Source organism: Blastococcus mobilis (genome assembly GCF_900188025.1).
GTDB classification, from domain to species: domain Bacteria; phylum Actinomycetota; class Actinomycetes; order Mycobacteriales; family Geodermatophilaceae; genus Blastococcus_B; species Blastococcus_B mobilis.
Map to the genome: position 1 here is coordinate 19,270 of NZ_FZNO01000007.1, position 21,996 is coordinate 41,265.

At 74.4% G+C, this 21,996-nt stretch carries 23 protein-coding genes; 7 read left to right on the forward strand and 16 right to left on the reverse strand.

Annotated elements, in window-relative coordinates; genetic code table 11:
• Positions 1-189 precede the first annotated feature (189 nt).
• The 4 genes from CHB94_RS07860 to CHB94_RS07870 are packed head-to-tail and all read left to right on the forward strand — an operon-like array spanning position 190 to position 2,720.
• On the forward strand, positions 190-888 hold the full coding sequence (locus CHB94_RS07860; protein ID WP_217899217.1) for an energy-coupling factor ABC transporter permease: 699 nt from the start codon (positions 190-192) through the stop codon (positions 886-888).
• The gene (locus CHB94_RS25640; protein WP_217899218.1) at positions 885-1,196 is read left to right on the forward strand and encodes a PDGLE domain-containing protein; all 312 of its coding nucleotides are present in this window, start codon (positions 885-887) and stop codon (positions 1,194-1,196) included. The genes CHB94_RS07860 and CHB94_RS25640 overlap by 4 nt, the downstream gene beginning before the upstream one ends.
• 1 nt (position 1,197) lies before the next feature.
• Entirely contained in the window at positions 1,198-1,980 is a 783-nt protein-coding gene (gene cbiQ / locus CHB94_RS07865) for a cobalt ECF transporter T component CbiQ (RefSeq protein WP_089336037.1), read from the forward strand.
• On the forward strand, positions 1,977-2,720 hold the full coding sequence (locus CHB94_RS07870) for an energy-coupling factor ABC transporter ATP-binding protein (RefSeq protein ID WP_217899219.1): 744 nt from the start codon (positions 1,977-1,979) through the stop codon (positions 2,718-2,720). The genes cbiQ and CHB94_RS07870 overlap by 4 nt, the downstream gene beginning before the upstream one ends.
• Before the next feature lie 56 nt (positions 2,721-2,776).
• On the opposite strand, the gene ftsY is transcribed toward CHB94_RS07870, so the two are convergent.
• Positions 2,777-3,982, reverse strand: a complete 1,206-nt coding sequence (gene ftsY / locus CHB94_RS07875; protein ID WP_089336038.1) for a signal recognition particle-docking protein FtsY — start codon at positions 3,980-3,982, stop codon at positions 2,777-2,779.
• 67 nt (positions 3,983-4,049) lie between these two features.
• Here ftsY and CHB94_RS07880 point away from each other — a divergent pair, with 67 nt between their 5' ends.
• Positions 4,050-5,723, forward strand: coding sequence for an alkaline phosphatase D family protein (locus CHB94_RS07880; RefSeq protein ID WP_089336167.1), 1,674 nt, complete (start codon positions 4,050-4,052; stop codon positions 5,721-5,723).
• A gap of 12 nt (positions 5,724-5,735) precedes the next feature.
• The gene (locus CHB94_RS07885) at positions 5,736-6,533 is read left to right on the forward strand and encodes an endonuclease/exonuclease/phosphatase family protein (RefSeq protein ID WP_089336039.1); all 798 of its coding nucleotides are present in this window, start codon (positions 5,736-5,738) and stop codon (positions 6,531-6,533) included.
• A gap of 62 nt (positions 6,534-6,595) precedes the next feature.
• On the opposite strand, the gene smc is transcribed toward CHB94_RS07885, so the two are convergent.
• From smc to CHB94_RS07945, 12 genes are all read right to left on the reverse strand, one after another.
• Entirely contained in the window at positions 6,596-10,162 is a 3,567-nt protein-coding gene (gene smc / locus CHB94_RS07890) for a chromosome segregation protein SMC (protein WP_089336040.1), read from the reverse strand.
• A gap of 124 nt (positions 10,163-10,286) precedes the next feature.
• Positions 10,287-10,574: an MreC domain-containing protein gene (locus tag CHB94_RS07895; protein WP_254920485.1), complete on the reverse strand. Its 288-nt coding sequence runs from the start codon at positions 10,572-10,574 to the stop codon at positions 10,287-10,289.
• A gap of 53 nt (positions 10,575-10,627) precedes the next feature.
• Positions 10,628-10,897, reverse strand: coding sequence for an acylphosphatase (locus CHB94_RS07900; protein WP_089336041.1), 270 nt, complete (start codon positions 10,895-10,897; stop codon positions 10,628-10,630).
• Between the two features lie 10 nt (positions 10,898-10,907).
• Positions 10,908-11,837 (reverse strand): bifunctional DNA-formamidopyrimidine glycosylase/DNA-(apurinic or apyrimidinic site) lyase, encoded by a 930-nt coding sequence (gene mutM / locus CHB94_RS07905; protein ID WP_089336042.1) that lies wholly within the window; start codon positions 11,835-11,837, stop codon positions 10,908-10,910.
• Between the two features lie 3 nt (positions 11,838-11,840).
• The gene (gene rnc, locus CHB94_RS07910) at positions 11,841-12,611 is read right to left on the reverse strand and encodes a ribonuclease III (protein ID WP_089336043.1); all 771 of its coding nucleotides are present in this window, start codon (positions 12,609-12,611) and stop codon (positions 11,841-11,843) included.
• Positions 12,612-12,631: 20 nt separating this feature from the next.
• Entirely contained in the window at positions 12,632-12,811 is a 180-nt protein-coding gene (rpmF, locus tag CHB94_RS07915; RefSeq protein ID WP_089336044.1) for a 50S ribosomal protein L32, read from the reverse strand.
• A gap of 2 nt (positions 12,812-12,813) precedes the next feature.
• Positions 12,814-13,380, reverse strand: a complete 567-nt coding sequence (locus CHB94_RS07920) for a YceD family protein (RefSeq protein WP_254920486.1) — start codon at positions 13,378-13,380, stop codon at positions 12,814-12,816.
• 285 nt (positions 13,381-13,665) lie between these two features.
• Positions 13,666-14,352: a hypothetical protein gene (locus tag CHB94_RS07925; RefSeq protein ID WP_089336046.1), complete on the reverse strand. Its 687-nt coding sequence runs from the start codon at positions 14,350-14,352 to the stop codon at positions 13,666-13,668.
• Positions 14,349-14,837 (reverse strand): pantetheine-phosphate adenylyltransferase, encoded by a 489-nt coding sequence (gene coaD, locus CHB94_RS07930; protein WP_217899220.1) that lies wholly within the window; start codon positions 14,835-14,837, stop codon positions 14,349-14,351. Before coaD ends, CHB94_RS07925 begins: the two co-directional genes overlap by 4 nt.
• A complete protein-coding gene (gene rsmD / locus CHB94_RS07935; RefSeq protein ID WP_089336048.1) occupies positions 14,834-15,388 on the reverse strand; it encodes a 16S rRNA (guanine(966)-N(2))-methyltransferase RsmD in 555 nt (184 codons plus the stop codon). The genes coaD and rsmD overlap by 4 nt, the downstream gene beginning before the upstream one ends.
• Positions 15,389-15,395: 7 nt before the next feature.
• Positions 15,396-17,597, reverse strand: coding sequence for an ATP-dependent DNA helicase RecG (gene recG, locus CHB94_RS07940; protein WP_089336049.1), 2,202 nt, complete (start codon positions 17,595-17,597; stop codon positions 15,396-15,398).
• A gap of 18 nt (positions 17,598-17,615) precedes the next feature.
• The gene (locus CHB94_RS07945) at positions 17,616-19,223 is read right to left on the reverse strand and encodes a DAK2 domain-containing protein (RefSeq protein WP_089336050.1); all 1,608 of its coding nucleotides are present in this window, start codon (positions 19,221-19,223) and stop codon (positions 17,616-17,618) included.
• 194 nt (positions 19,224-19,417) lie between these two features.
• On the opposite strand from CHB94_RS07945, the gene rpmB reads away from it, so the two are divergent.
• Complete coding sequence (gene rpmB / locus CHB94_RS07950; RefSeq protein ID WP_425427062.1) at positions 19,418-19,600, forward strand: 50S ribosomal protein L28; 183 nt, start codon at positions 19,418-19,420, stop codon at positions 19,598-19,600.
• A gap of 135 nt (positions 19,601-19,735) precedes the next feature.
• On the opposite strand, the gene CHB94_RS07955 is transcribed toward rpmB, so the two are convergent.
• From CHB94_RS07955 to CHB94_RS07965, 3 genes are read right to left on the reverse strand one after another with little or no spacing between them, the layout of a single operon-like run.
• Complete coding sequence (locus CHB94_RS07955) at positions 19,736-20,365, reverse strand: cytidylate kinase-like family protein (protein WP_089336051.1); 630 nt, start codon at positions 20,363-20,365, stop codon at positions 19,736-19,738.
• Positions 20,353-20,937 carry a GNAT family N-acetyltransferase gene (locus CHB94_RS07960; protein ID WP_254920487.1) on the reverse strand — a complete coding sequence of 195 codons (585 nt, stop codon included), beginning with the start codon at positions 20,935-20,937 and terminating at the stop codon, positions 20,353-20,355. The genes CHB94_RS07955 and CHB94_RS07960 overlap by 13 nt, the downstream gene beginning before the upstream one ends.
• Complete coding sequence (locus tag CHB94_RS07965; protein WP_089336053.1) at positions 20,921-21,961, reverse strand: thiamine-phosphate kinase; 1,041 nt, start codon at positions 21,959-21,961, stop codon at positions 20,921-20,923. The genes CHB94_RS07960 and CHB94_RS07965 overlap by 17 nt, the downstream gene beginning before the upstream one ends.
• Positions 21,962-21,996 lie beyond the last annotated feature (35 nt).

The following is a 21,996-nucleotide window of genomic DNA, read 5'->3' on the forward strand; positions in this document are numbered from 1 at the left end:
GTGCCGTCGCCGTGTTTCCGGGGCGTTCGTCGCCGCGTTTCGGGCCGGTGAACTCCGCGCCGCGTGTCCCGCGCTCCCGTTGCGGCCGTGTTGCCGACCGTCGTCGAACGGCCGCGGCGGACGGTCGCGGACCTCCGCTGTGAGCGGGGCCGGTCGCAATTGCAAACGATGTGCAATAAGGTCGCCGTCGTGCACGTACCCGACGGCTTTCTCGACGCGCCCACCTCCGTCGCCACCGGCGTCCTCGCCGCCGGCACCGTCGCCCTTGCCCTGCGCAAGGCCCGTGCGGAGCTCGACGAGCGCACCGCTCCGCTGGCCGGCCTGACCGCCGCGTTCGTCTTCGCCGCCCAGATGATCAACTTCCCGGTCGCCGCCGGGACCAGCGGCCACCTCATCGGCGCGGTGCTGCTCGCCGTCCTGGTCGGCCCGTGGACGGCGGTGCTCTGCATGACCGTGGTCCTCATGGTCCAGGCCTTGTTGTTCGCCGACGGCGGCGTCCTCGCGATCGGCACGAACGTCACGCTCATGGGAGTCGTCGCCGTCGGGCTGGGCTACGGCGTCTTCCGGCTGCTGCGCGCCGCGCTGCCCCGCACCCGCAGCGGGGTGCTGACCGCCACCTTCGTCGCCGCGTTCCTGTCGGTGCCGGCCGCCGCGATGACATTCGTCGGCCTGTTCGTCGTCGGCGGATCCGACGTGCCCCTCGGCCCCGTGGTGGCGGCGATGGGCGGGATCCACCTGCTCATCGGTCTCGGCGAGGCCGCGATCACCGTCGCCGTCCTCGGCGCCGTGCTGGCCGTCCGCCCCGACCTCGTGCACGGAGCCGCCCACCTGCGGTCGGCGACCGCGCTCGCCAGCCGTCGTCCCGAGCCGGCCGGAGCGGCCCGATGAGCCGCGGCCGCACCCTCTGGATCGCCGGCCTGCTGCTCGCGCTGCTGGTCGCCGGTGTCGGCAGCTGGTACGCCAGCGCGCACCCCGACGGCCTCGAGTGGTCGGCGGAGCAGACCGGGTTCGACGACACCGCCCAGGACAGCGTCACCGCCGGTTCCCCGCTGGCCGACTACACGGTCGACGGCGCGGAGGGCCGCCTCCCGGGCAGCGTGGCCGGGGTCATCGGCGTGGTCGCCGTCCTGGCCGTCGCCGGGACGTTGGCCTGGGTCGTGCGCCGCCGCGACACACCCGCGCCGGTCGGCGACTGAGGTGGGTGCCGCCCACGGCGGCGCCCTGGCCGCCCGGTACCTGGCCGGCACCAGCCCGGTGCACCGGCTGGAACCGCATCTCAAGGTGGTGTCGGTCCTCGCCTTCGCGCTCGTCGTCGTCGCCACCCCGGTGCACGCGCCGTGGGCTCCCCTCGCCTACGCCGGCCACCTCGTCGCCGTCCTGTCCGTGGCAGCGATCGCCGGTGTCGACCCCGGGCGGCTGGTCCGCGGACTGGTGGTCGAGATCCCGTTCGTCGGGTTCGCGCTGCTGATGCCGTTCGTGGCACCGGGGCCGCGGGTGGAGGTTCTCGGGCTGTCGCTGTCGCAGTCCGGGCTCGCCGCCGGAGGCGGACTGCTGGCCAAGGCGACGCTCTCGGTCCTGGCCGCGACGATCCTCGCCGCGACGACCGAGCCGCGGGAGCTGCTGCGCGGGCTGGAGCGGCTGCGGCTGCCCCAGGTCCTCGTGCAGATCCTGATGTTCATGATCCGCTACGCGGACGTGGTGGGCGGTGAGCTGCACCGGATGCGGGTGGCCCGGGAGTCCCGCGGTTTCCGCGGTGGACGGGTCAGCGCCCTGCGCGTGCTCGGGCCGGCCACCGGGTCGCTGTTCGTCCGGTGCTTCGAGCGGGGCGAGCGCGTGCACCTGGCGATGCTCTCGCGCGGCTACACCGGACGGCTGCCGGCCGGCCCCGCGGCCGCTGTCGGCGGGCGGTCGTGGGCGGTCGCCCTGGCCCTGCCTGCGGTCGCCGGCGTCGTGCTCCTCAGCGGATTCGTGCTCGGGTGACCGCACCCCCGTCCCTGCTCGTCGAGGACCTCGCCTACGCCTACCCCGACGGGCACCAGGCCCTCTACGGCGTCGACCTGCGGATCGAACGTGGCGAGCGGGTCGCCCTGCTGGGCCCGAACGGGGCGGGCAAGACCACCCTCGTCCTGCACCTCAACGGCATCCTGCGCGCCGGACGCGGGCGGGTGACGGTCGGGGGGCTGCCCGTGGACAAGCCCGCGTTGCAGGAGATCCGGCGTCGGGTCGGCATCGTCTTCCAGGACCCCGACGACCAGCTGTTCATGCCCACCGTCGGGGAGGACGTGGCGTTCGGGCCACGCAATCTGGGGCTGCCGGAGGCGGAGATCGCTGCCCGGGTCGCCGAGGCCCTGGAGCAGGTCGGGATGAGCGGCTACGAGAACCGCCCGCCGCACCACCTGTCGTTCGGCCAGCGCCGCCGCGTTGCCGTCGCCACCGTGCTGTCGATGCACCCGGAGATCCTGGTGCTGGACGAGCCGTCCTCGAACCTGGACCCCGCCGGTCGGCGGGAGCTCGCCGAGGTCCTCCAGGCCCTTCCGGTGACCCTGCTGATGGTCACCCACGACCTGCCCTACGCCCTCCAGCTCTGCCCGCGTTCGGTGATCCTCGACGAGGGTGTGGTGGTCGCCGACGGGGCGACCCGTGAGCTGCTCGCCAACCCGGACCTCCTGTCGAGGCATCGCCTCGAGCTGCCGTACGGCTTCGACGTCAGCCGCACCTAGCCCACGACGCGCACCGGGCGATCTCTGGCCTCAGTCGGCTCCGCCGACCCCGCGCCTCAGTCGGCTCCGCCGACGAGCGCCTCGGCGAACGTCCTCGGCTCGAACGGCGCGAGGTCGTCGGGGCCCTCCCCCAGGCCGATCAGCTTCACCGGGATGCCGAGCTCGCGCTGCACCGAGACGACGATGCCGCCCTTGGCCGTCCCGTCGAGCTTGGTGAGCACGATGCCGGTGACCGTCACCGCCTCGGTGAACACCCGCGCCTGGACGACGCCGTTCTGGCCGGTCGTCGCGTCCAGGACCAGCAGCACCTCGGTCACCGGCGACTGCTTCTCGACGACCCGCTTGACCTTGCCCAGCTCGTCCATCAGGCCGGACTTGGTGTGCAACCGGCCGGCGGTGTCGATCAGCACGGCGTCCACCTCGCCCTCGACGCCGGTCCGCACCGCCTCGAAGGCCACCGACGCCGGGTCACCGCCCTCCCGGCCCCGGACGGTGAGCACCCCGACGCGCTCCCCCCAGGTCTCCAGCTGGTCGGCGGCCGCGGCGCGGAAGGTGTCCGCCGCCCCCAGGACGACGCTCTTCCCGTCCCCCACGAGCACGCGGGCGATCTTGCCGACCGTCGTCGTCTTCCCGGCGCCGTTGACGCCGACGACCAGGACGACCCCCGGCCGGCCCTCCCGCCGCTGGGTGCCGAGGGTGCGGTCCAGGTCCGGCCCGAGGACGGCGGTGAGCTCACGGACCAGCAGCTCGCGCAGGTCGGCCCCCGAGGCGGTCGCCAGCACCATCGACTGGGTGCGCAGCCGCTCCACGATCTGCGTCGTGGCGGCGATGCCGACGTCGGCGGCCAGGAGGGTCTCCTCGAGCTCCTCCCAGTCCTCCTCGGTGAGCTTCTCGCGGGCGAGGACGGTGAGCAGGCCGCGGCCCAGCGAGGACTGCGAGCGGGCCAGCCGGGAGCGCAGCCGCACCAGGCGACCGGCGGACGGCGGCGGGGTCTCGAATACCAGGCCGGGCTCGGGCTCGGCGGGTGGCAACTCGACGGGGGGCGCCTCGGCCGTCTCCGGCGGCAGCCCCAGCCCGGAAGCGGTGGCCCCCGTCGCACGCGGTTCCTCGACGGGTGCGGGCGGCCGGGGCCGGGTGAGCGTCGTCCCGGTGGCCGCGTCGTCGTCCAGGCGCGTCGTGCGCCGTCCTCTGCCGACCAGCAGGCCCACTCCGGCGATGAGTGCCACGACGAGGATCGCGATCGCGATGAGGACGAATTCCATGCCGCGAGTCTCCCAGCTCGCGGCGGTGCTGCAGGCAGGACACAGGTTCGTGGTCCACGCTGGACCGATGTCGTCACCCACGAGCGCTGATCCGGTCCTCCTGCTGGGCCCACTGCTGCGGCACGTGGACCCGGTGTCCGCCACGGTGTGGGTGGAGACCGATCGCCCCTGCGAGGTCGACGTCCTCGGCCGGCGGGCGCGCACGTTCTGCGTCGGCGGTCACCACTACGCCCTGGTGATGGTCGAGGACCTCGAGCCCGGCAGCACGACGCCGTACGAGGTGCGGCTGGACGGCGCGCAGGTGTGGCCGCCGAGGAACTCGGAGTTCCCACCCAGCCGGATCCGGACGCCCGGTCGCCCGGGGCCGTTCCGTCTGGCCTTCGGTTCCTGCCGCTACGCCAGCCGGCGAACGGTCGAGGACTCCGAGGGCATCCCCCCGGACGCGCTGGTCCTCTACGCCTCCCAGATGGCCGCCGTGCCCGAGGACCAGTGGCCCGATGCCCTCGTGCTCCTCGGCGACCAGGTCTACGCCGACGAGCTCACGAAGGAGACGACGTCGTGGCTGCACCGCCGGCGGAACGGTCGGGAGGAGAAGCGGTCCCCGGACCACGAGGTCGCCGACTTCGAGGAGTACACCCGGCTGTACTTCGAGTCCTGGCGGGACCCGCAGGTGCGCTGGCTGCTGTCGACGATCCCGTCCTCGATGATCTTCGACGACCACGAGATGATCGACGACTGGAACACCTCGGCCGCCTGGCGCGAGAAGATCACCCGCCGGTCCTGGTGGCGGGGACGGATCACCGGCGGCCTGACCAGCTACTGGGTCTACCAGCACCTGGGCAACCTCAGCCCGCAGGAGCTGGCCGAGAACAAGACCTGGCAGGCGATCCAGGGCATGAGTGCTGACGACCCCACTCGGGACGCCGAGCCGATGCTGCGCGAGATGGCCGAGCTGGCCGATGCCGAGCCGGCGACCATCCGGTGGAGCTTCGTGCGGCACTGGGGCGAGGCTCGACTGATCATGGTCGACAGCCGGGCCGGCCGCGTCCTGGAGGAGCAGCACCGCCGGATGCTCGACGAGGACGAGTTCGCCTGGGTCGAGGCCGCGATGCGCCGCGCCGTCGACGAGGGCGTGGAGCACCTGATCCTCGGCACGTCGCTGCCGTGGCTGCTGCCGCACGCGATCCACAACCTGGAACGCTGGAACGAGACGCTCAACGTGCGCCACCACGGACGGTGGCGCGGGCGGATCGCCGAGTCGCTGCGGCAGGCCGCCGACCTCGAGCACTGGGCGGCGTTCGGGCACTCCTTCGACCGCCTGGGCGCGGCGCTGGCGGCCGTCGCGCGCGGGGACCACGGCCGGGCACCCGCGACGGCGCTGGTGCTCTCCGGCGACGTGCACCACGCCTACGCCGCGGAACTGGTCGAACCGGGGGACCTCACCAGCCGCGTGCACCAGCTCACCGTCTCCCCGCTGCACAACCAGGCACCGCACCCGATCCGCGTCGGGTTCACGATCGGCTGGAGCCGCGCGGCGAAGCGGTTCACGAACGCCCTGGCGCGGCTGGCGAAGGCGGAGCCGAACCGGCTCGAATGGAACAAGCTCGCCGGCCCCTTCTTCGGCAATCAGATCGGTGAGCTCGTCCTGAAGGACCGGTCGGCACGCTTCGTGCTCCTGGTGAGTCAGCGCGGGCGGCCCGAGCTGCGACAGGTGCTCGACGTTCCCCTCGCGGAGGCCTGAGAAGCTGCACGCATGACCAAGCCCGCCCCTGGTCCCGACCAGCCGCCGATCCCCGTCCGGCTGGTCACCTTCAACACCCACCACGGGGTCGGTGAGGACGCGCGGCACGACCTGCCGCGGCTGGCCAAGCTGCTGCACTCGGTGGACGCCGACGTCATCTGCCTGCAGGAGGTCGACCGGTACTTCGGTGAGCGCAGCGAGGACGTCGACCAGGCGCTGCTGCTCTCGCGGGCCCTGGACATGCAGCTCGCCTGGGGACCGGCGATCGACGACCCGGGACCGGACGACCGGCCGCGTCAGTACGGGAACGCGCTGCTGTCGCGGCTGCCCATCCTGATCAGCGACGTCCACCCGCTGCCCGGCGAGGGCGAGCCCCGCAGCGCCCTGCGGACGATGCTCGAGCTGGACGGCGGGACGCTCTGGGTGACCAACACCCACCTGAGCGCCGGCCGGCCGGATCGGCGGACCGAGCAGGTGACCGCCCTGGCCGCGCTGCACACCGAGTCGATGGAGGCCGGGGTGCTCGTGGGCGACCTCAACGCCCGCCCGGACGCGCCCGAGCTCGAGCCGCTGCAGGGGCGCTTCTCCGACGCCTGGGACCTGGCGCACGATCGCGACGACCAGGCGGGCTGGCGCTTCTGGCAGCGCGAGGAGGGGCTGACCCACCCCGCGCACGCACCACACCGCCGGATCGACCAGGTGTGGGTCACCTCCGGGGTGACGGTCGCCGCGGCCCAGGTCCTCGACGCCGGCGGCGCGTCGGACCACCTGCCGGTCATGGTCGATCTGCTGGTGCAGTCCGGCGTGTGAAAGAGGACCCCCCTCCTCCCCTCCCCTCGCAGGCTCGGGGCGGTGCCCTGGAGGGGGCCGGACTAAGCCGGCTCGAGCTCGCGCAGCCGCTGGCTGATCACGCCGGTGATGCCGTCGCCGCGCATGCTCACGCCGTAGAGGGCGTCGGCGATCTCCATCGTCCGCTTCTGGTGGGTGATGACGATCAGCTGCGAGGTCGACCGGAGCTGCTCCACCAGAGTGAGCAGCCGGCCCAGGTTCACGTCGTCCAGGGCGGCCTCCACCTCGTCGAGCACGTAGAACGGCGAGGGGCGGGCGCGGAAGATCGCCACCAGCAGGGCCACGGCCGTCAGCGACCGTTCGCCGCCGGACAGCAGTGAGAGCCGCTTGACCTTCTTCCCCGGCGGGCGCGCCTCGACCTCGATGCCGGTGGTGAGCAGGTCGTCGGGCTCGGTCAGGACCAGTCGCCCCTGCCCGCCGGGGAACAGGGTCGCGAAGACGCCCTCGAACTCCCGCGCCACGTCGGCGAAGGCCGCGGCGAAGACGTCGTGGATCCGCTCGTCGACCTCGCGGACGACGGTGAGCAGGTCCCGGCGGGTGGACTTGAGGTCCTCCAGCTGGGTGGCGAGGAATCCGTGCCGTTCCTCCAGCGCCGCGAACTCCTCCAGCGCCAGGGGGTTGACCTTGCCCAGGGTGGCCAGGTCGCGCTCGGCCTTGGCCGCCCGGCGCTCCTGCACGGCCCGGTCGTAGGGCACCGGGTCGGGCTCGGCCACCCCCGCCGCCTCGGCCGCGGCGACCTGCTGGGGCGACGGCGGCACCGGTGCACCAGGCCCGTACTCCCCGAGCAGCGTCGGCAGGTCGACGCCGTACTCCTCGGCCGCGCGCGCCTCCAGCGCCTCGATGCGATAGCGCTGCTCGGCGCGGGCCACCTCGTCGCGGTGCACCTCGTCGGTGAGCCGGTCGAGGTCCGCGGTGGCGGCACGCACCCGCCCACGTACCTCGAGCAGTTCGGCCTCCTGCGCGGACCGCGAGGCGGCGAGCGCGTCACGTTCGGCGGCCGCCCGCGTCAGGGAGGTCGCGAGGGCGGCGAGCGCCACGTCGGCATCGGACCGGACCGTGGCGGCGACGGCGGCGCCACGCTCCCGCGCCGCCCGTGCCACCGCAGCCCGCTCGCGGGCCGCCCGCTCCTGCCGGGCCTGGCGCCGCAGCGACTCGGCCCGGCCGTGCAGGGCCCGGGCGCGCTCCTCGGCGGTCCGGACGGCCAATCGCGCCTCGGTCTCGGCCTGACGGGCCGCGGCGACCTCGGCGCGCAGCCGGTCGCGAACCTCCGTCGACGGCTCCTCCTCGACGGGGGCCGCCTCCGCCTCGGCCAGCCGCTGCTCCAGTCCGGAGAGGGTGGTCAGCACCTGTTCCAGCGCCTGCTCGGCGCGGACGCGGGCGGCGAGGGAGCGCTCGGCCTCGGCCTGGGCGGACCGGGCGGCTGCGCCCAGCTCCGCCAGCTCGGCGGCGACCGCCGAGCGCGAGCGGTCCGAGGCCTGGCGGGCGACGAGGGCGGCGTCGACGTCGGCGGATCGGTCGCGGGCGGCGTCCCGGGCCTCCGCGAGACGGTCGGCGAGCTCAGCCGCCCGGGTGACGGCCTGAGCCAGCTCGCCGTCGGCCTCGTCCACCCGCGCCCGGACGACGAGGTTCGACGGCGCGTCGGTCTGCCCGCCGACCGCCCAGTCCGCGCCGACGAGGTCGCCGGCGGCGGTGACGGCGCGCACCCGCGGGTGCGTGCCCACGAGCGTGACGGCAGTGTCCAGGTCGGGGACGAGAGCGACGCGCTCCAGGGCCCGGGCCAGCGCCGGCTGCAGCTCGTCGGGAGCGTCGACGGCGTCGAGTGCCCACCGGACACCCTCAGGCAGCACGGGCCAGCCGTCCCGCGGGACCGGCGGGAGTCCGCCGGTGACCAGCAGCCCGGCCCGGCCGCCGTCGGTGCCCTTGAGGTGTCCCAGCGCGGCCGCGGCCGCGGCGACGCCGGAGACCACGACGGCGTCGGCCATCCCGCCCAGGGCGGCACCCAGCGCCACCTCGTCGCCGGCCCGCACGGTCAGCCGATCGGCCACCGGGCCGAGCACCCCGGTCAGACCGGCCCCGAGGAGCGCGGCGGCGCCGTTGACCGGCGTCAGTCCCTGGGCCAGGGCGTCCCGGCGGGCCTGCCAGGAGGCGCGGTCCCGCTCGGCTGCCCGCTCGGCCGCGGTCAGCTCGGCGACCAGCCGGGCCGCGGCAGCGTGGGCGGCGACGGCCTCCTCGTGGGCCGCGACCAGCGCGACGTCGCCGTCCTGCTGGTCGGCCACCACCGCACGCCGCTCGGCCAGCCGCTCAGTGGCCACCTCGGCACGATCGGCGGCCTCGCCGGCGGCCAGGGTGAGTCGCTCGATCTCCGACTGGCCGGCGGCGACCCGCGAGCGGGCCGCCGCGACCTCACCGGACAGCCGTGCCAGGCCTTCCCGACGGTCGGCCAGCGCCCGGGCCGCGGCGACCCATGCCCGCTCCTCCGCGGCCAGCGCCGTCTCGAGCTCGGCGCGCTGCGCGACGACGGCGGCCAGGCGGGTGCGTTCGGCCTCCAGACCGGCCGCGAGCTCGGTCTCGGTCGCCGCCACCCGGTCGGCCTCGGCGTCCAGCTGGTCGGGGTCGCGCCCCGCACTGGCGGCCGGTCCGGCGGCGGAGAGGTGGCGGTGCCGTTCGGCGGCCAGCTGGGCCACAGCGCGGAAACGCTCACCGAGCGCGGAGAGGCGGTACCAGGTGTCCGACGCCGCCTGCAGCCGCGGGGCGCTCGCGGCGAGCCCCGACTCCAGCTCGGCCTCCCGGCGCGAGACGACGGACAGCTCACGCTCGACCAGGGCCCGCCGTTCCCGTGCCGCCGTCTCGTCGGCGACGTCCTTGTCGAGGGAGTCCCGGAGCTGGACGAGGTCGTCGGCGAGCAGCCGCAGGCGGGCGTCCCGGAGGTCGGCCTGCACGCCCGCCGCCCGGCGGGCCACCTCGGCCTGCTTGCCCAGCGGCTTCAGCTGGCGGCGCAGCTCGGTGGTGAGGTCGGCCAGCCGATCGAGGTTGTGCGACATCCCCTCGAGCTTGCGAAGCGCCTTCTCCTTGCGCTTACGGTGCTTGAGGACCCCCGCGGCCTCCTCGATGAAGGCACGGCGGTCCTCGGGACGGCCGGAGAGGACGGCGTCGAGCTGCCCCTGCCCGACGATGACGTGCATCTCGCGGCCGATGCCGGAGTCGCTGAGCAGCTCCTGGACGTCGAGGAGGCGGACCTTGTCGCCGTTGATCTCGTACTCGCTCTCCCCGGAGCGGTACATGCGGCGGGTGATCGACACCTCGGTGTACTCGATCGGCAGCGCGCCGTCGGAGTTGTCGATCGTGAGGGTCACCTCGGCCCGGCCGAGGGCGGGGCGGCCGGCGGTGCCGGCGAAGATGACGTCCTCCATCTTGCCGCCGCGCAGGCTCTTGGCGCCCTGCTCGCCGAGGACCCAGGCGATGGCATCGACGACGTTGGACTTGCCGGACCCGTTGGGGCCGACGACTGCGGTGATGCCGGGCTCCAGCCGGAGCGTGGTGGCGGACGCGAAGGACTTGAAGCCCTTGAGCGTCAGGCTGGAGAGGTGCACGGAACAGGCACTCTAGCCGGGACACCGGCGTCGGCCTCGCATGTCGGGGCCGATGGTGCAGGTGGGACGCGGGGGGTGTCGGGCCGTCAGGCGACGTCCTGGCCCGACTCCGAGGTGTCCGGCTTCAGGCCAGGGCCGGCTCGGCGTTGTCGCCGGCCATCGACAGCAGTTCGCGGGCGATCGCGGCCTCCCGCTGGGCGCGCAGCTCCAGGAGCTCCTGCTCCAGCCGCCGCACCTTGGCCCGCAGGACTGCGTTCTCCTCGACTACTCGGAGCTCCGCGGGTGCGACGACGTGACCGAACAGGGCCTTGGCCATGACTGCAACGGCCTTTCCGAGCGAGAGGGTGAGCCCGGCGCCCCGGATGTCGGTCGGCGCCAGCTGTGGTATCCCCAGGGTGACAGGCCCGGACACGCAGGTCAACGCGAAGACCGCCTACTCCCCGTGTCGGGGGGATGTCGCGTTCGTCACTCTGTGGTGAAGCTCGCTGTCCCCTGTGCGGGCTCGTCCCGGTAGTCGACCCCAGCCACCGTTCCGGGGGCGCGCGGACCGTCGAGAGCGCCCAGGACGGCGGCGACGGCGTCGTCGGCTCCCTCCAGCACGACCTCGACCCGCCCGTCGGGCAGGTTCCGGGCCGAGCCGCTCAGCCCCGCCTCGCCGGCGAGCCCGCGCACGAACCACCGGTACCCGACGCCCTGCACGTGCCCCGAGACGAGGGCGACAGCCCGGCGCGTCATGAGGGGCGCTTCATGCGCGGGGGGCCCTGGGCGCCGCCGGCTTCCGCCGGCCCCGCGGGGACGGCTGGCACTGCGGGCAACTGAAGCTGGAACGGTTCATGAAGGACTCCCGCCGGATCGGGGTCCCGCACCGGGGGCAGGGCCGATCGGCCTGGCCGTAGACGGCGAGGAACCGGGAGAAGTAGCCGCTCTGCCCGTTGACGTCGACGTACAGGGAGTCGAACGACGTCCCACCCTGGGCCAGGGCCTCCCCCAGCACGTCGCGGACCCCGTCGAGGAGGTCGGCCACCTGGCCCCGGGTGAGTTTGTCGGTCGGCCGGGCACCGTGCAGCCGGGCCCGCCACAGCGCCTCGTCGGCGTAGATGTTGCCGACGCCGCCGATCAGGGTCTGGTCGAGCAACGCGCGCTTGACCTCCGTACGGCGCCGCCGGAGCGCGGCGCTGAAGGCCGCCTCGTCGAAGGTGCCGTCCAGTGGGTCGATCGCGATGTGCGCCAGCCGCGACGGGATGTCCGCCGCGATGGCTCCGCCCGCCCCACCACCCCGAGGCAACTCCTCGACCGCCAGGCCACCGAAGGTCCGCTGATCGACGAAGCGCAGCTCGCGGCCGCCGTCGGTGAAGGTGAACCGGGCACGCAGGTGCGTCTCGTCCGGCTGGCTGGGCTTCTCCACCAGCAGCTGTCCGCTCATGCCCAGGTGCGCCACGAGCGCTCCGCCGGACGGCGCCCCGTCCGGCTCGGCGAGCGGCAGCCACAGGTACTTGCCGCGACGGTGGGCGGCGGTGAGCGTGCGGCCGGTCAGCTGCGCCACGAAGGAGTCGGCCCCCTCGAGATGCCGGCGCACCGCGCGCGGGTGATGCACCTCGACGGCGGCGACGGTGCGCCCGGCGACCCACTGCTCCAGGCCCCGCCGGACCACCTCGACCTCGGGAAGTTCCGGCACCGCTCAGCCGTCCTGGGAGAGCGCCCGCCAGGCCGCCTCGGCGGCCTCCTGCTCGGCGGCCTTCTTGGTGCGGCCACTGCCCCGTCCGTAGACGGTGCCGGCGAGGAGGACCGCGGCGGCGAAGGTCTTGGCGTGGTCGGGCCCGTCGTCCTCGACCCGGTAGCTGGGCGCCCCCAGACCCCGGACCGCACCGAGTTCCTGGAGGCTGGTCTTCCAGTCCAGACCGGCACCCCGGGTCGCCGCCTCGACCAGTAGCGGGTCGAACAACCGGTGGACGATCGCGGCGGCGATGTCGAGGCCGCAGCCGAGGTGGATCGCGCCGATCAACGCCTCGAGGGCGTCGGCCAGGATCGAGTCCTTCTCCCGGCCGCCCGTGGCCTCCTCGCCGCGGCCGAGCAACAGGTGCGGGCCGACGCCGCCGTCACCCAGCCGCCGCGCCACGCCCGCCAGCGAGGTCATGTTGACCACCGAGGCACGCAGCTTGGCCAGCTGGCCCTCGGGGAGGTCCGGCTGGCTGCGGTAGAGCTCGTCGGTGACGACCAGGCCGAGCACCGAGTCGCCCAGGAACTCCAGCCGCTCGTTGGTCGGCAGGCCGCCGTTCTCGTACGCGAAGGACCGGTGCGTCAGCGCAAGGCCGAGCAGGCCATCGGGCAGCTCGACGCCGAGGGCGTCCCGCAGCCAGGCGGCGGATCGATCGGCGTGAGCGGGACCGCCCGGGGGGCGGCCGACGGCGGCACCCTCGCGAGGGTGCGCCCCGGCGGCCGTCGTCCCCACGGCAGATCCTCGGGAGGTCGTCAGACCGAGAGAACCTGGCGGCCGTCGTACTGGCCGCAGGTCGGGCAGGCCTGGTGCGGGGGCTTGAGCTCGCCGCAGGCGCGGTTCGGGCACGGCGACAGGGTCGGCGCCGTGGCCTTCCACATCGAGCGGCGCTTGCGGGTGTTGGAGCGGGACATCTTCCGCTTCGGGACAGCCACGGTCAGTTCTCCTCAGTGGTGGGGCTCTCGCCGGGGGCGCCCGGCGAGGAAGTGGACGGGTCGGTACCCAACTTGGCGGCGAGACCGGCCCAGCGGGCGTCTACGATCTCGTGCGCGTGGTCGGCCGGCAGGTCGTCGAGGCGCTGGCCGCAGTCGACGCAGAGCCCGGCACAGTCCTCGCTGCAGACCGGGGCCAGCGGCAGGGCCAGGACGACGGTGTCACGGGCCAGCGGCTCGAGGTCGAGGTGGTCGCCCTCGATGCGGCGGACCTCGTCCTCCTCGCTCGTCGCCTCGGTGGTGCTTCCCTCGTAGGCGTAGAGCTCCTGGACGTCCAGGGAGAGGGTGTCCTCGATCGGCTCCAGGCACCGGGCGCAGGAGCCCGTGACCGGGACGTCGAGGTCGCCGCTGACGAGCACGCCCTCCATCACCGACTCCAGCCGCAGCCGCAGGTGCACGTCGGCGCCCGCGGGGACGCCGATCAGCTCCACCCGCCAGTTCTCCGGCGCCGGCGCCGTCCGGTCGAGTTCGTGCAGCGACCCCGCGCGACGGCCCAGCTCACGGAGATCCACGCGCCAGGGGTTGGCTGCGGGACGCCGGGCGTCCGTGGTCCGTGGACCCGAGGACTCGGCGCCTGAGCTGAGCGAAGAGGCAGACATGTCAGTACTCGCGGTAGGCAGTGGGTTGGCGGCCGGCCGGGACCACCCCGCGTGCAGCGGAGCAACCGGCGATCGGACCAGGAGTCGAGACTACCCGATCGCCGGACGGCACCGGCGCCCTGCAGTCCGACCCGGAGTGCGGCCCCCGTGCGGGGTCCCGCTGCGAGCGGAGCGAGTAGCGGGGGGCACGGGGTCCTCTTACTCGCGGAGCGTCGTCCGCGCCTTCTCGACCGAATGGAGCATCCGCTCGAGCGTCGTCCCGAAGTCCGCGAGCCGGCTGTCGACGTACTGGTCGACCTCGGCACGCATCCGCGCGACGTCGGCGGCGGTCCGGGCGCCCAGCTCGTCGGCCCGGTCGACCGCCCCGCGGTAGACCTCGGTCTCGGTGATCAGGCGCTCGTGCTCGGCCTGCGCGGCGGCGAGCATCTCGGCTCGTTGCGCCTGGGCGTCGGCGAGCAGTGCCTCGCGATGGGCCATCCCCTCGGCGACGAGCCGCTCGGCCTCGGCCTCCGCCTCGGCGAGGATGTCCTCGGCGTCGGCCTGGGCCTGGGCGAGGATCTCGTCGCGCTGGCGGCGGGCAGTGCCCAGCAGCTCGTCGCGCTGGCGCCGGGCCGAGCTGAGCAGCTGTTCGCTCTCGCCGCGGGTGCGACCGGTCAGCCGCTCGGCCTCGGCCTGCGCCTGCTGCAGGATCTCGGTGCGCTGCTCGACGATCGCGCCGGCGGCCTGCACGTCCTCGGGGAGGGATTCGCGGAGGTCGTCCAGGAGGTCGAGCAGGTGGTCCCGCGGCACCATGCAGGACGCCGACATCGGCACGCTGCGCGCGTTCTCGATCACCGTGGTCAGCTCGTCGACCGTCTCGTACAGCCGGTAGACCACCTCGGTCATGGGGCGCCGTCCTGTCGCGTGCGCTCCCGCAGCCGGTCGTCGACGGCCTTGGGGACCAGCCTGGAGACGTCACCGCCGAAGGTCGCGATCTGCTTCACCAGGCTCGAGGAGAGATGGCCGACCTGCGGCGCGGTGGGGACGAACAGGGTCTCGACAGCCGCCAGCTCACGGTTCATCTGGGCCATCTGCAGCTCGTACTCGAAGTCGCTCACCGCGCGCAGGCCCTTGACGATCACCGGGATCCCGTGGGCGCGGCAGTAGTCGACGAGAAGTCCCTCGAAGCTGTCGACGGTCACGTTGCCGAGGTCGGCCACCGCCTCGCGCAGGAGGTCCATCCGCTCGGCGACCGAGAACAAACCGGCCTTGCCCGGGTTCACCAGCACCGCGACGACGAGTTCGTCGTAGAGGCCGGCGGCCCGGGTGATGACGTCGACATGACCGTTGGTCACCGGGTCGAAGGATCCCGGGCAGACGGCGCGTCTCACGGTGAGCGACCGTACCGGAGCTGGGCCTCTCCGTAGCGTCGGTCGCGCAAGCCGATCAGGGGTGTCGGCCATTCCCAGGGCTGTTCGCGGCTGGACCGTTCCACCACGAGCACCGCGTCCGGTGCCAGCCACTCGCCCGTCGCCAGCGACCGGAGCACGCTGAGGACCTCGTCCGACGGCGTGGCGTACGGCGGGTCGGCGAGGACGACGTCGAACCGCGCGGGCGGCGCGCCGCCGACCACGGTGGGCACCGACCCGGCGACCACCCGTCCACCGGGCAGCCCGACGGTCGCCAGGTTCTCCTTGAGCACCGGCAGCACGCCCGGGGCGGACTCGACGAAGACGACGGTGGCCGCACCACGGGAGAGCGCCTCCAGCCCGAGTGCGCCGGACCCCGCGTAGAGGTCGAGCACGGCCGCGCCGCGGAGGTCGGTCAGGTGCGTGAGCGCGTTGAACAGCGCCTCGCGGGCCTTGTCGCCGGTGGGTCGCACGCCGGACCGGGGCACCTTGAGCCGGCGCCCGCCGGCCGTTCCCGAGATCAGCCGAGTCATGGGACGGTCACGCCTTCTCCAACCACTCGGCACGTTCGTCGGTGGCCAGGCGGGCGACCTCGGTGGCCAGCCCCGGATGGTCGGCCAGCCCGCGCTCGTTCTCCAGCAGCGCGGTCGCCTCGGCGCGCGCGGTGGCGATGAGTTCCTCGTCCTCGAGGAGGGACAGCATCCGGACCCCCGAGCGCCGGCCGGACTGCGCCGCGCCGAGGATGTCGCCCTCGCGCCGGGTCTCCAGGTCCAGCCGGGCCAGTTCGAAGCCGTCGGAGGTGGCGGCGACCGCGGCGAGCCGCTGCCCGGTGGACGACGAGGTCGACGCATCGGTGACCAGGAGGCACAACCCGGGGTGCTGCCCACGGGCGACGCGGCCCCGGAGCTGGTGCAGCTGGCTGACGCCGAAGCGATCGGCGTCCATGACGACCATGACGGTGGCGTTGGGGACGTCGACCCCGACCTCGACGACGGTCGTGGCGACGAGGACGTCGATCTCGCGCGCGGCGAAGGCGCGCATCCGGGCGTCCTTCTCCTCCGGGGTGAGCCGGCCGTGGAGGACGTCGAGCCGGAGGCCGGCCAGCGGGCCGCCGCGCAGCAGCTCGGCGATGTCGAGGACGGCCAGCGGCGGGCGGCGATCACCGCGCGGCCCGTCGTCGGGTGCGCCGTCGGCGTCCTCGGGCTCGTCGTCGGCCCCGGCAGCGTCACTGGGACTGTCGCCGATCCGCGGGCAGACGACGTAGGCCTGGCGACCGGCGGCCACCTCCTCGCGCAGCCGCTCCCAGGCGCGGTCGAGCCAGGCCCGCTTCTCGGTCACCGGCACGACCGAGCTGGACACGCCGCCACGACCGCTGGGCAGCTGACGCAGCGTGGAGATCTCGAGGTCGCCGTAGACGGTCATCGCGACGGTGCGCGGGATGGGCGTGGCGGTCATGACGAGCACGTGCGGGGGGCGGTTCCCCTTGGCGCGCAGGGCGTCCCGCTGCTCGACCCCGAACCGGTGCTGCTCGTCGACCACGACCAGGCCCAGGTCGGCGAACTCCACGCCCTCCTGCAGCAGGGCGTGGGTCCCGACGACGATGCCTGCCCGGCCCTCGGCGACCTCGGCCCGGGCCTCCCGCTTGGCGGCCGCCTTGAGTGACCCGGTGAGCAGCGTGACGCGGGTGCCGGCGGGGTCGCCGTCGAGCTCGCCGGCCCGGCCCAGCGGCCCGAGGAGCTCGCGGATGCCGCGGGCGTGCTGCGCGGCGAGGACCTCGGTGGGCGCCAGCAGCGCTGCCTGGCCACCGGCATCCACGACCTGGGCCATCGCGCGCAGGGCCACGACCGTCTTCCCCGAGCCCACCTCCCCCTGCAGCAGCCGGTGCATCGGCTGGTCGCGGTCGAGCTCGGCGGCCAGCTCCTCCCCCACGGCCCGCTGCCCCTCGGTGAGCGCGAAGGGCAGCGCGGCATCGACGGCGTCCAGCAGCCCGCCGGCGCGCCGCGGCCGCGCGGTGCCCGGTTCGAGGGCCGCGGCCCGGCGGCGGGCGGCAAGGGTCAGCTGCAGCGTCAGCGCCTCGTCCCACTTGAGCCGGTGGGCGGCGCGCTCGACGTCCGCCATGGTGGTGGGCCGGTGGATGTCGAGGAGGGCCGCGGCCAGCGGGAGGATCCCGTGCCTGGTCCGCATCTCCTCGGGCAGCGGGTCCTCGACCAGGCCGGCGAGGTTGCCCTGCGGTCCGAGCAGCAGCTTCAGCGACTTCTGGATCACCCAGCTCGAGACGTCCTTGCTGGCGGGGTAGATCGGGACGAGGGCGCGGGCCCAGTCGTCGTCGCCGTTGTCCCCGTCCAGCAGGTGGCAGTCGGGGTGGGTGAACTGCAGCTTGCCCTGGTAGCTGCCGACCGTGCCGGCGAACAGGCCCCAGGCGCCCTGCCGGAGGTGGGCGTGCCGGTGGTTGAAGAACACCAGGGTCATCGACCCGGCGCCGTCGCCGACGGTGACCTCGGTGATCGTTCCGTGGCGCTGACGCATGCGGCGGGTGTTCACGCTCTTGACCTGGGCGAGGATCGTGACCCGGTCGCCCTTCTCGAGGTCGTCGAGCCGGGCCATCTCGCCGCGACTGGCGTAGCGGCGCGGGTAGTGGCGCAGCAGGTCCCGGACGGTGTGCAGAGAGAGCTGCTCGGCCATGCTGCTCGCGGTCTTGGGCCCCAGGACGCGGGTGAGCGGGGTCTCGAGGGTCACCGCCATGGGATCACCGGCACGGCCTCACTCGACCCCGACCTGCAGGGGGATGCTGCTCGGACCGCCGCCGTACCGACTCACCTCGATGGTGGGGTGGACGGTCGCGAGGTGTCGGCAGACCGTGTCACCGAGCGCATCGTCGTCGCCGACCACGAGGGTCGCCATCTCCCCGCCGGCGGAGAGGAGGCGGTCGAGGAGCTCGCAGGCCACGGCGGCGAGGTCGCTGCCGATGACCACGACGTCGCCCTCCGCCGAGCCCAGGGCATCCCCCGGCTGGCAGCGGCCCGCCGTGGTGAGGGCTTCCTGCTCGGCCACGGTGACCTCCGCCCACCGGGTGGCGGCTGCGGCCTCGGCCATCGCGACCACGTCGTCACCGAAATGGCCGGCCGGGTCGGAGACGGCGATGGCGGCCAGCCCCTGGACCGGGGACCGGGTCGGGACGACACCGACCTCCCGACCGGCCTCCCGCGCGCGGGTGGCCGCCCGGGCGGCGATCGGGACGAGCCCGGCGTCGTTCGGCAGCACGACGACCTCGTGTGCGGTGGACGCGAGGATCTCCTCCAGGACCTCGTCCTCCCCCACGCCGTCGGCGCCGCAGGTGACCACGCGGACACCTTCACCGGTAAAGAGGGCGGCCAGCCCGTCGCTGGGCACGACCGCCACGACCGCCCGGGTCCCCGGGACCGGCGCGACGGGCTGGACGGGGGCCAGCGGGGTGACCGAGATCCGGTACGGCCGGCCGGCCTCGATGCCGGCCTCGATGGCGGCCCCGACGTCCGCGACGTGCACGTGCACGTTCCACGCCCGCCCCGTGGGGGTGTCGACGCCGACGACGACGAGGCTGTCGCCGAGCGCGGCCAAGCGTTCGTGCAGGCGGGCGACGGACTCCTCGTCGGCGTCCGCGAGCAGGTACTGGACCTCGCTGCCCGGACCCGCGGGAGGGGGGTGCGGCAGGTGCTCGCCGGAGTGCCCGTGCCCGCGGTCGCGGCGGGCCAGCGGCGGGCGAGCGGGCTCCACGCCGGTCACCGTCGTCACCAGGGCGTCGAGGACCAGACACAGGCCCGCGCCGCCGGCGTCGACGACACCGGCCTCCCGGAGGACGGCCAGCTGACCCGGGGTGGCCTCCAGGGCGACGCGCGCGCCGTCGGCGGCGGCCCGGACGACGTCGGCGAGCCCGGTCCGGCCCGCGTCGACCGCGGCCCTGGCGGCCTCGCCACCGGCCCGGGCGACGGTGAGGAAGGTGCCCTCCTCGGGGTCGGCGACCGCGCCGTAGGCCGTGTCGGCCGCCTTCTGGAGCGCGGCAGCGAACGCCGGGCCGTCCGCCGGCGGCTGGCCGGCGAGCTGGTCGGCGAGTCCGCGCAGGAGCTGGGCGAGGATCGTGCCGGAGTTCCCCCGGGCGCCGAGCACGGCCCCGCGGGCGAGGATCGACCAGGCGGACTCGGTGGTGCGCGGCCCCTCGGCGTCCAGCGCGGCCACGGCGGCCTGCGCGGTGAGCAGGAGGTTGGTGCCGGTGTCGCCGTCGGGCACGGGGAAGACGTTGAGGTCGTCCAGCCGCCCCCGGGCCTCGGACAGGACCTCGACCGCGGTCCGGTACCACTGCCCGACCGCGCCGTCGTCCAGCGCCTGCACCACGGGCGGAGGGTACCCATGACAGCCGACAGGACCGGCGGTCGCGCGTGACCGCGGCGCTCGTCGGCGCCTCCGTGGAGGGGGCCGGCGACATCATCTGCACGGAGCGGTTAGACTGCTGGACGGTCTTCGATGCGGGTGCTGCCTTGCCCCGCCGTCTGTGAACGATTCTCTGGGAGTGATCAACCGTGGCTGCCGTGTGCGATGTGTGTGGCAAGGGGCCCGGTTTCGGTATGTCGGTGTCGCACTCGCACCGCCGCACGCCGCGCCGTTGGAACCCGAACATCCAGTCCGTGCGGGCGCTGATCGCCCCCGGCAACCGTCGCCGGATCAACGCATGCACCTCGTGCATCCGCGCCGGCAAGGTCGTGCGCGCCTGATCGAGGCGTGACTGCAGGGAGAACCCCGGGGGCTCTGGCCCCCGGGGTTCTTTGCGTTCGCCTCGGCGTTCTGGGCGTTCGCCGGGCGTCGAACCGCGCGGGCCGGGAGGGCGGCGTCATCCGGGGCCGTGTGTGTCAGCGCAGCCCGATCCCCCGGGCCCTGGCCGCGGTCACCACCAGGTCCACCACCGTCTGGACCGGCAGCGCCGTCCCGTCGATCACCAGGTGGTAGTGCTGCGCCGATGCGGGGTCGCAGCGGTAGAAGTGCCGCACGTAGGCTTCCCGCGCCCGGTCGGTGGCCACCATCTCCCGCCGCACCTCCTCCGCGCTGCGGTCCGACCGCTGCACCGCTGCCGCCAGGCGCCGGTCGGGTGGCCCGTCCAGCCGCACGTGCAGCACGTCCGGCCGATCCCGCAGCACCATCGCCCCGGCACGGCCGAGGACCACGCCTCCGGCGCCGGACGTGATCTCGGCGAGCACGCGCTCGGTCTGCTGCCGATAGGCCCGGGCGTCGGGCAGCGCGGACGTCGGCAGGACCCCGCCGACCGGGTCGGGCATGGTGCCGAGCGAGGCGACCAACCGCCACAGCCCACGCACCACGGTCTCGTCGTTGGCCTCGGCCTCCTCGACGGGCACGCCCAGCCGCCCGGCCACCTGGGCAGGGATCGCCCGGTCGTGGAAGGGCAGTCCGAGCCGTTCGGCCACGGCCGGCGCCACCTCCGCACCGGCGGCACCGTAGGCCGCCGAGATCGTCACGACGCCCACGACGACTCCTCGTCCTCGTCCCGGCCCGTTGCGGCACGGGAGACGGTCAGCTCCTTACCCAGAAAGACGGCGCCGGGCGCGCACGCGTAGACCCCGTACCCGGGCACCGGCCGGTAGCCGAGCTCGGCGTACAGCGCCAGGGCCTCCGGCTGCTCCTGACCGGTGTTGAGCACGACCTCCGGGTGCCCGGCCGCGGCGGCGCCCTCCTCCAGGGCGGCGACGACCAGCTGGGCGATCCCGCGGCGCCGGAAGGCCGGCTCCACGTACACCCGCTTGATCTCCGCCGGGCCCGACGGCCGGACCCGCCAGGCACCGCATCCGGCCGGGACGCCGTCGACCTCGGCGACCAGGAACACCCCGCGAGGTGGCAGGAACTCCGCCGGATCCACCACGGCCTCGTCCCGACCGCCGTAGCGCCGCACGTACTCCTGCTGCACCTGCTCGATCAGGTACTGCGCCAGCGGGTCGTCGTAGGGCAGGGGGCGCAGGGTCGCGACCGTCCCGTCCCGGAGCATCCGCCGGACCGTGGTGGACCGCTCAGCCGCCCGGGTCCGGTCAGCCGAAGTGCACATGCCCCGCACCCTCCGCCCCTACGGCCGCGACGACATCCCCGGCTGGTTCCCCGTTCACCGACACCCCGGGCGTCCTGCCACCCTTCCGCACCTCACCGATCGGGACCCAGCCCACCGGCAGAGCCGTCCGCGGCGGGAACGTCGCCACGAGAGCGTGGTCCTCCCCACCCGTCAGCACCCAGGACAACGGATCGACGCCGAGGGCCGATCCCACCTGCTGCAGCGGTCCCGCGGGCTCGAGGCAGGCCCGGACCAGTGCGGCCCGGTCCAGGTCGATCACGACGCGACTGTCCGCGGCGATGTGGCCCAGATCGGCGAGCAGGCCGTCGCTGACGTCGCACATCGCGGTCGCCCCGGCGTCGGCCGCGCCGGGTCCCGCCGCGTACGGCGGAGTGGGACGGCGGTGTGCCGAGACCACGGCGACCGGACTGCTGAACCCCCGGCGGAGGACGGCGAGCCCACACGCCGACCAGCCCAGCCGGCCGGCCAGCGCCACCACGTCACCGGGACGGGCGCCCGACCGCAGTACCGCCGTCCGGCCGCCCAGGTCGCCCAGCGCGGTCACCGACAGGACCACGGAGGCGCTGTCGGCCGCGGCCGCCACGAGGTCTCCACCGACGACGGCGGCACCCAGCGGTGCGCACTCCTCCGCCAGACCTGCGGCCAGCCCCTCGAGCCACGACGTCTGGGTGTCCGGCGGGCAGGCCAGACCCACCAGCAGCGCCGTCGTCACCCCGCCCATGGCGGCGACGTCGGCGAGGTTGGCGGCGGCCGCCTTGCGGCCGATGTCCTCGGCCGAGGACCAGTCACGGCGGAAGTGCCGGCCCTCCACCAGGACATCGGTGGTCGCGACCACGCGCCCGTCGGACGTCCAGAGCACGGCGGCGTCGTCCCCAGGACCGACCTGCGCCGCTCGTGCGGTGCCGGCCTGGGCGAGGACGCGACCGATGACGCCGAACTCCCCCACCACCTTCACGGTGTCTGCGGGATCGCCGCGAGGGACGAGCGGGCGGGGGCGAGTCATCCGTCACCTTCCGGTGCTGAGGTAGGTTCCCGAAC

Bases quoted from the DNA above. Each gene is read 5' to 3' on its own strand.
- CHB94_RS25640 (WP_217899218.1), top strand. From the start codon at position 885: ATGAGCCGCGGCCGCACCCTCTGGATCGCCGGCCTGCTGCTCGCGCTG.
- ftsY (WP_089336038.1), bottom strand. From the start codon at position 3,982: ATGGAATTCGTCCTCATCGCGATCGCGATCCTCGTCGTGGCACTCATC.
- CHB94_RS07880 (WP_089336167.1), top strand. From the start codon at position 4,050: ATGTCGTCACCCACGAGCGCTGATCCGGTCCTCCTGCTGGGCCCACTG.
- CHB94_RS07885 (WP_089336039.1), top strand. From the start codon at position 5,736: ATGACCAAGCCCGCCCCTGGTCCCGACCAGCCGCCGATCCCCGTCCGG.
- CHB94_RS07900 (WP_089336041.1), bottom strand. From the start codon at position 10,897: ATGACGCGCCGGGCTGTCGCCCTCGTCTCGGGGCACGTGCAGGGCGTC.
- CHB94_RS07925 (WP_089336046.1), bottom strand. From the start codon at position 14,352: ATGACCGAGGTGGTCTACCGGCTGTACGAGACGGTCGACGAGCTGACC.
- rsmD (WP_089336048.1), bottom strand. From the start codon at position 15,388: ATGACTCGGCTGATCTCGGGAACGGCCGGCGGGCGCCGGCTCAAGGTG.
- recG (WP_089336049.1), bottom strand. From the start codon at position 17,597: ATGGCGGTGACCCTCGAGACCCCGCTCACCCGCGTCCTGGGGCCCAAG.
- CHB94_RS07960 (WP_254920487.1), bottom strand. From the start codon at position 20,937: ATGTGCACTTCGGCTGACCGGACCCGGGCGGCTGAGCGGTCCACCACG.
- CHB94_RS07965 (WP_089336053.1), bottom strand. From the start codon at position 21,961: ATGACTCGCCCCCGCCCGCTCGTCCCTCGCGGCGATCCCGCAGACACC.